The organism is uncultured Amaricoccus sp. (assembly GCF_937858865.1).
Lineage (GTDB): Bacteria > Pseudomonadota > Alphaproteobacteria > Rhodobacterales > Rhodobacteraceae > Amaricoccus.
In genome coordinates, this window is sequence record NZ_CALLYO010000048.1 from 1 (window position 1) to 3,038 (window position 3,038).

Below are 3,038 nucleotides of genomic sequence, written 5' to 3' on the forward strand. Positions count from 1 at the left end.
GGCGGCCGGCGTCACCGACGACCTGACCGGGCGGGTCTCGGCGGTCGATCTCGTCCGTGTCGCCGCCGAGGCGCTCGGCGGCAAGGGCGGCGGCGGGCGGCCGGACATGGCGCAGGCGGGGGGCAGCGACCCGGGCCGCGCGCCCGAGGCGATCGCCGCCGCGCGCGCGCTGCTGGAAGCCTGAGGGAGGGAGAGATGGCTGCCTACTGGATCGCCAACGTGCATGTGACCGACCCCGAGGCCTATGGCCGCTACGCCAAGCTCGCCACCGCGGTGATCGCGGCGCACGGGGGGCGCTTCCTGGTCCGCGCCGGGCGCCACGTGCAGCTCGAGGGGCGCGACCGCTCGCGCAACGTGCTGGCCGAGTTCCCGAGCCTGGAGGCGGCGGAGGCCTGCTACCGCTCGGCCGAGTACCAGGCGGCGCTCGAGCATGCGCGGGGGGCCTCGGAGCGGGATCTGGTCATCGTCGAGGGCGTCTGACCCGCACGCGTCTTGCGTGCCAGACGCCAGACGCCGGCAACCGATTGGAATTGCCCTGATTTATGCCGGCATTTACCGCATCTTGACGAAGGTTGACGCGCGCCGGGCCGCTCACATCGCGACGTAGCGGTCGCGGCGGTGGTTGATGGCGATGACGAGGTTGAGGACCACGGCGCCCGCGAGCGAGAAGGCGACGGCCGGGAGCGGCAGGGTCAGGAGCGCGAGCGAGAAGACCACCAGGTCGACGAGGAGCTGGGTCCAGCCGGCGCGGAAGCCGGTGCGGTCCTGCAGGTAGACCGCCACCACGCCGACGCCGCCGAGGCTGGCGCGGTGGCGGAAGATGGCGAGGAGGCCCGCCCCCTGCACCAGCCCGGCGAGCACGGCGCCGACCAGCGGGTCGAGGGTGGCGAAGCTCAGGTACTGCGGGCGGAGCAGCGAGAGCAGGGTGACGAGGCCGACCGCGACGAAGGTCTTGAGCGTGAAGGCCCAGCCCATGCGCCGCACCGCCAGCCAGTAGAAGGGCAGGTTCAGCGCGAAGAAGACCGGGCCGAAGGGGATGCCGGTCCAGAGCGCGACGAGGAGCGCCAGCCCCGCCACCTGACCGGTGACGAGGCCGAGATGCTGCAGGAAGGCGAGGCCGAGGGTGACGAGGAGCGTGCCGGCGAGGAGCCCCTGGGCGTCCTCGAAGGCCGAGTGCCGCGGGCGGGCGGGGCCGTCTGCGCGACCGTCTGCGAGGTCGTCCACGGCACGCGGCCGGGCGCGGTCAGGCCACCTTGAAGCCGAGCCGCTCGACGTAGAGCACGACGGCGAAGCCGTTCTCGCCGACCTCGTCGTGCGAGAAGCGCTTCAGGCCGACGTGGCCGAGCTCGATGCGGGCGAGCTCGCTCTTGCCGTCGGCGGCGAGCAGGCTGATCGTGCCGTTCATCTCGTGCCTGTCGCGATAGTCCCGGTCGATGAACCAGCGCCGCGCGGCCTCCTCCCACGGCGCGAGATCCGCGCGCGAGACGACCAGCCTGACGTCGGGGACGGTGATCGCGCCGTCGGCGGCGCAGGTCCAGGTGAAGCCGTCGACCGCGATGACGCGCTGGCAGGGCAGGTCGCCGATCTCGACCCGGAAGCTCGACCGCTGCCACGCGGCGCCGGCCCCGGCCCCGGGGCCGGCCGCGGCGGCGCCGCCCTGGTCCCACTCCACCTGCCGCGCGACGAACTCGACCGACATCTCCGCCGGCTCCTTCGCCGCCGCGTCGAGCGCGGGGAAGCTCACCGCGGCGAGGCGGGCGCCGGAGAAGCCCACGGAGAAGGCCGGGGCGCCGCCCGGACCGGCGACCGCGACGCTGCCGCCCCGCGTCGCCGCGCCGCGATCGAGCGCCTCGGCGATCCAGCCCTGCATGCCCTCGCCCATGCCGCCGCCGAAGGTGGCGACCGCCGGTGTCCAGCGGACGGCGGCGACATGCTTCTTCGGCGTGCTGCGCGGGCCGAGGTCGCGGGTCGCGATCTCGGCCTCCACGTCGAGGCCCCTGAAGCTCCGCAGCGAGCCGACCGGCGCGCCGGCGACCTCGAGCAGGAACTGTTCCGCCATGTCCGTGTCCTCCCGGGATGCCTCAGGCGAGCGCCTTCTGCAGGTTCTCGTCCACCTTGTCGAGGAAGCCGATCGTGGTCAGCCACTTCTGGTCCGGCCCGACCAGGAGCGCGAGGTCCTTGGTCATGTCGCCGGCCTCGACCGTGTCGACCGTCACCCGCTCGAGGGTATCGGCGAAGCGGGCGAGCGCGGCATTGTCGTCGAGCTTGGCGCGGTGCTTCAGCCCGCCGGTCCAGGCGTAGATCGAGGCGATCGAGTTGGTCGAGGTCTGCTCGCCCTTCTGGTGCTGGCGGTAGTGGCGCGTCACCGTGCCGTGCGCCGCCTCGGCCTCGACGGTCTTGCCGTCGGGCGTCATCAGGACGGAGGTCATCAGCCCGAGCGAGCCGAAGCCCTGCGCCACGGTGTCGGACTGCACGTCGCCGTCGTAGTTCTTGCAGGCCCAGACGTAGCCGCCCGACCACTTCAGCGCCGAGGCGACCATGTCGTCGATCAGCCGATGCTCGTAGGTGATCCCCTTCGCCTTGAAGGCCTCGGCGAATTCCTCGTCGAAGACCTGCTGGAAGAGATCCTTGAAGCGGCCGTCGTAGGCCTTGAGGATGGTGTTCTTGGTCGAGAGATAGAGCGGCCAGCCAAGATTGAGCGCATAGTTCATCGACGCGCGGGCGAAGTCGATGATCGACTCGTCGAGGTTGTACATCGCCATGGTGACGCCGCCGCCCGGGGCCTTGAAGACCTCGCGCTCGATCGTCTTGCCGTCCTCGCCGACGAACTTGAGCGTGACCGTGCCCTTGCCCGGGAAGACGAAGTCGGTCGCCCGGTACTGGTCGCCGAAGGCATGGCGGCCGACGACGATGGGCCTGGTCCAGCCCGGCACCAGCCGCGGCACGTTGCGGCAGATGATCGGCTGGCGGAAGATGACGCCGCCGAGGATGTTGCGGATGGTGCCGTTCGGCGACTTCCACATCTCCTTGAGGCCGAA

Annotated in this window: 5 protein-coding genes; 2 read left to right on the forward strand and 3 right to left on the reverse strand. The window is 71.6% G+C overall.

Annotation, left to right across the window (positions count from 1 at the left end):
* The coding region (locus tag Q0112_RS01275; protein WP_297970401.1) for a DHHA1 domain-containing protein at positions 1–184 on the forward strand (184 nt) is incomplete at its 5' end.
* 11 nt (positions 185–195) lie between these two features.
* On the forward strand, positions 196–480 hold the full coding sequence (locus Q0112_RS01280) for a DUF1330 domain-containing protein (protein WP_297970403.1): 285 nt from the start codon (positions 196–198) through the stop codon (positions 478–480).
* 111 nt (positions 481–591) lie between these two features.
* Here Q0112_RS01280 and Q0112_RS01285 read toward each other — a convergent pair whose 3' ends face one another.
* From Q0112_RS01285 to Q0112_RS01295, 3 genes are all read right to left on the reverse strand, one after another.
* On the reverse strand, positions 592–1,224 hold the full coding sequence (locus Q0112_RS01285) for a YitT family protein (RefSeq protein ID WP_297970405.1): 633 nt from the start codon (positions 1,222–1,224) through the stop codon (positions 592–594).
* A gap of 19 nt (positions 1,225–1,243) precedes the next feature.
* Positions 1,244–2,059: a hypothetical protein gene (locus tag Q0112_RS01290; protein ID WP_297970406.1), complete on the reverse strand. Its 816-nt coding sequence runs from the start codon at positions 2,057–2,059 to the stop codon at positions 1,244–1,246.
* Positions 2,060–2,081: 22 nt separating this feature from the next.
* Positions 2,082–3,038 (reverse strand): NADP-dependent isocitrate dehydrogenase (locus Q0112_RS01295; RefSeq protein ID WP_297970407.1); only part of this gene is annotated, 957 nt, incomplete at its 5' end.

Bases quoted from the DNA above. Each gene is read 5' to 3' on its own strand.
- Q0112_RS01280 (WP_297970403.1), top strand. From the start codon at position 196: ATGGCTGCCTACTGGATCGCCAACGTGCATGTGACCGACCCCGAGGCC.
- Q0112_RS01290 (WP_297970406.1), bottom strand. From the start codon at position 2,059: ATGGCGGAACAGTTCCTGCTCGAGGTCGCCGGCGCGCCGGTCGGCTCG.